Source organism: Haladaptatus sp., assembly GCF_049589095.1.
Taxonomy (GTDB): domain Archaea; phylum Halobacteriota; class Halobacteria; order Halobacteriales; family Haladaptataceae; genus Haladaptatus.
In genome coordinates this window covers 1-3,619 of record NZ_JBAWAC010000029.1, presented here as the reverse complement: position 1 = coordinate 3,619, position 3,619 = coordinate 1, and the positions used below count along the sequence as shown (strand labels likewise).

At 60.5% G+C, this 3,619-nt stretch carries 5 protein-coding genes; 4 read left to right on the top strand and 1 reads right to left on the bottom strand.

The genetic code is table 11. The annotated features are described in order from the left end of the window. A partial coding sequence (locus WBV42_RS01060; RefSeq protein ID WP_423984399.1) for an ABC transporter permease occupies positions 1-737 on the top strand: 737 nt, incomplete at its 5' end. A 297-nt stretch (positions 738-1,034) separates the two neighbouring features. Here WBV42_RS01060 and WBV42_RS01055 read toward each other — a convergent pair. After that, the gene (locus WBV42_RS01055) at positions 1,035-1,244 is read right to left on the bottom strand and encodes a hypothetical protein (RefSeq protein ID WP_423984398.1); all 210 of its coding nucleotides are present in this window, start codon (positions 1,242-1,244) and stop codon (positions 1,035-1,037) included. A gap of 232 nt (positions 1,245-1,476) precedes the next feature. On the opposite strand from WBV42_RS01055, the gene WBV42_RS01050 reads away from it, so the two are divergent. Genes WBV42_RS01050 through WBV42_RS01040 form a run of 3 tightly spaced genes read left to right on the top strand, consistent with a single transcriptional unit; the run spans position 1,477 to position 3,499 of the window. Beyond that, complete coding sequence (locus WBV42_RS01050) at positions 1,477-1,956, top strand: Rpp14/Pop5 family protein (RefSeq protein ID WP_423984397.1); 480 nt, start codon at positions 1,477-1,479, stop codon at positions 1,954-1,956. A gap of 4 nt (positions 1,957-1,960) precedes the next feature. Then, positions 1,961-2,719, top strand: a complete 759-nt coding sequence (gene psmA / locus WBV42_RS01045; protein WP_253226125.1) for an archaeal proteasome endopeptidase complex subunit alpha — start codon at positions 1,961-1,963, stop codon at positions 2,717-2,719. Between the two features lie 54 nt (positions 2,720-2,773). After that, positions 2,774-3,499: a ribosome assembly factor SBDS gene (locus WBV42_RS01040; RefSeq protein WP_423984396.1), complete on the top strand. Its 726-nt coding sequence runs from the start codon at positions 2,774-2,776 to the stop codon at positions 3,497-3,499. Positions 3,500-3,619 lie beyond the last annotated feature (120 nt).

Sequence of the window (3,619 nt, the reverse complement as noted above, 5' to 3'; positions counted from 1 at the left end):
TCCTTCGATTCCTCCGTCGGCCGCGGAACACGTTCGTCCCGCCGTTCGTGACGAACGTGCTGTACTTCTCCGTGTTCGGCGTAATCCTCGGCAACCGCGTCGGCATGATGAAGTTTGACGGACAGAGCGTCCCGTACATCGTCTTCATTCTCCCGGGACTGGTCGTGCTGGGAGCCATCTCGAACGCCTTCGAGAACTCCTGTTTCTCCATCTTCCACGGGAGATGGAACCGCTACATCGAGGAGACGCTCACCTCGCCGATGTCCTACTCGCGGATGGTCGCCTCCTACATCGTCTCCGGGGCGACACGCGGGTTGCTCGTCGGCGCGCTCATCGCCGTCCTCGGCGCGTTCTTCACGTCCGTCGGGGTCGCCAGACCGTTCTATCTGATCGCCTTCGCGATCGTCATCACGCTGCTGTTTTCCAGCTTCGGTGTCATCGGCGGACTCTGGGCCGACGACTGGGACAACCTGACGATGATGAACCAGTTCATCGTCCGCCCGCTCGTCTTCTTCGGCGGCGTGTTCTACACGCTGGACAGCCTCAATTCGGAACTCCTCCGGACCCTCACCATGCTCAACCCGATGGTGTACATGGTGGACGGCGTCCGCTACGGCTTCCTCGGCGCGTCCGAACTCGACCCCAACCTATCGCTAGGGGTGCTGACGGGGCTCACGATCATCGTGGTGGCAATCGACGTGTATCTGTTCCGCCGCGGCTACGGCCTGACGGAATAGCTGCGGATTTCGAGCGGGTCAGGTTTTTCGTGATCGTAGATTCCGGTCCGTGTGAGCGACTTTTCGAGGGAAGTTCCATTTTCCGAGACGACAGTAGCCGAGCCACACGAACGACTCGGTTCGTATCGCTCAGTTCTTTCAGTCGGGTGGCGCGCGCTGACGAGGTGGCGGTATGATACGGCTCGGGTACAGAAATCACGAAAGATGTACCATTCCATCGTAGCAGTACGGTGCTCATAAGTCGGCAATCGTAGTCGGACGAAAACAGAAAATCCGCTCGCGGCTCTCCTGCCAATTTCACGGCGTTTCACGACACGAATCTTCGGACACTACGTGTCGCTGCGCGTGAACCGAAATTTCTCGCACGACCTCGCCTCGCTCTTCGAAATGCTCGTGTATCAGTTCCAACAACCGCTCGTCTACGTCGCTACGGTCGATTCCCTTGAGACAGAGCACTGTCTGTGCGGTGGCGATACGCTTTTCATTAGAAGGTTCGTTGTGTGTCATGCTTTCGGGTAGCCTCGGAAGCATACGGGGTCAGTGTTCCAGCACTGGCCTTTCGGCGAGACCCCGTACACTTCGTGTGGGATTATTGACTACGGTGAGTCAATTCTATCGGATTGGTGAGTTGTTCGATCGGCGTTCGTCGGTTGTACGTCCGACTTCAGTTTTCGACGCGAGAACGTCCCTATTCAAATCATTCAAATTCGTCCATCCCCAACCCACAGCAGAAGCCCGAATGAAACATCTCCCGAAGCACATCAGGCCGCATTGGCGTTATCTCGCGGTCGGCCTCGAAGGGTGGCCCAACGCGGACATCGACCGACGGTCGTTCCAGCGGAGCATCTGGTTCGCCGCGCAGAATTTCCTCGGGGACGCCGGGAGCGCCGACGCCGACCTGACCGTCTACGGTTTCGAGTTCGAGGACGGCGAGGGTGAGGCGCTGGTGCGCGCTCGGCGCGGACACACCGACGAGGCGCGAGCGGTGTTGGCCTGTATCGAGGAGATACAGGGCGATTCCGTCGGCGTGTTCGTCCGTGGTATAAGCGGGACGGTCCGAGGTTGTGAAGAAAAGTATTTAGGTCGCCGCAGGGAACTTTCGGGCGAGAGAAGCGTCGTGTTTGCGGACGAGCAACGACCCGCCGTCGTTCGGGACGGCGTCTTCGACATTCAGGTCGATGACTCGTTCGTAGGCGCGACCGAACTCGATTTCGAGTGATACTATGCAGGGACAAGCCCAACAGCAGGCGTACGACCGAGGGATTACGATCTTCTCCCCGGACGGCCGTCTCTATCAAGTCGAATATGCACGAGAGGCCGTTAAACGAGGAAGCGCCAGCATCGGTGTCCGGACCGAAGGTGGCGTCGTCCTCGCGGTAGACAAACACACCCGGTCGCCGCTCATGGAGCAGACCAGCGTCGAAAAGCTCCACAAGTCGGATGACCACATCGGCATCGCCAGCGCGGGCCACGTCGCTGACGCCCGACAGCTCATCGACTTCGCCCGCCGTCAGTCGCAGGTCAACCGCCTGCGCTACGGCGAGCCAATCGGTGTCGAGACTCTGACGAAGGAAGTCACCGACCACATCCAGCAGTACACGCAGGTCGGCGGCGCACGACCGTTCGGTGTCGCGCTCATCATCGGCGGCATCGAGAACGGCGAACCGCGTCTCTACGAGACCGACCCGTCCGGAACGCCGTACGAATGGAAGGCACTCGCCGTCGGTTCCGACCGCGGCGAGATTCAGGACTACCTCGAATCGAACTACAGCGAAGGAATGGATCTGGACAGCGGTATCGACCTCGCCCTGAGCGGCCTCGGCACCGTCAACGACGACGCACTCTCGCCGACGGGTGTCGGCCTCGCCACCGTCGACGTCGAGACCGAGCGCTTCCGCATGCTCGACGACGACGAAGTCGAGGGCTACCTCGACGAACTCGACCTCCTCGAAACCGAGGACGACGAAGAGCCGGAAGAGTAATTTCGACGTTTTTTGCGGGAAACATCTTTTAGGTGGGCGCGTTTACCTTCGGGTATGATATCACTCGAAGAGGCGGTGACGGCGCGTCTCGAATCGCACGGTGCGCGCTTCGAAGTCCTCGTGGATCCGGACGCGGCGCTGGCGATGAAACGCGGCGAATTCGATGGGGACATCGAGGACATCATCGCCGCCGAGGACGTGTTCGAGAACGCGAGCCGGGGGGATCGACCGGCCGAAGAGGATTTGGAGACGGTCTTCGAGACGACGGACCCGCTCGAAATCATCCCCCAAGTCATCGAGCGCGGGGAGATCCAGATCACGGCCGAACAGCGAAAGGAGATGCAAGAACAGAAGCACAAGCAGTTGGTCACCCAAATCGCACGCAACGCGGTCAACCCGCAGATGGACAACGCGCCGCACCCGCCGGACCGCATCGAGAGCGCACTGGAGCAGGCCGGATTCTCGGTGGACCCGATGGAGCCCGCTGACCAGCAGGTGGACGACGCGCTCGACGCGCTCCGTCCCGTCATCCCGATTCGGTTCGACGAGGTGACCATCGCGGTGCAGGTGCCCGCCAACTTCGCCGGAAGCGCACAGGCGCGGATTCGGCAGTTCGGCGATTTGGAGCGCGAGGAGTGGCAAAACGACGGGTCGTGGGTCGGCGTCATGACGTTCCCCGCCGGGATGCAAAACGAGTTTTACGACCTCGTCAACGAACACACGAGCGGCGAGGCGGAGACCCGTATCGTCAAGGACGAAGACGACCTTCAGACGCGGTAACGTTCGTTACTGTCGTTTTTTCGGAAATCAGGACGGTTCGGCGGACACACCCTTTTGGGGACCGGTCGTGTATCGAAGACGATGGGGGGTTCCGAACGACGGTCACGGTTGGGGTGGTGG

Coding starts and splice junctions, on each gene's coding strand:
- psmA (WP_253226125.1), top strand. CDS start 1,961: ATGCAGGGACAAGCCCAACAGCAGGCGTACGACCGAGGGATTACGATC.
- WBV42_RS01055 (WP_423984398.1), bottom strand. CDS start 1,244: ATGACACACAACGAACCTTCTAATGAAAAGCGTATCGCCACCGCACAG.
- WBV42_RS01040 (WP_423984396.1), top strand. CDS start 2,774: ATGATATCACTCGAAGAGGCGGTGACGGCGCGTCTCGAATCGCACGGT.
- WBV42_RS01050 (WP_423984397.1), top strand. CDS start 1,477: ATGAAACATCTCCCGAAGCACATCAGGCCGCATTGGCGTTATCTCGCG.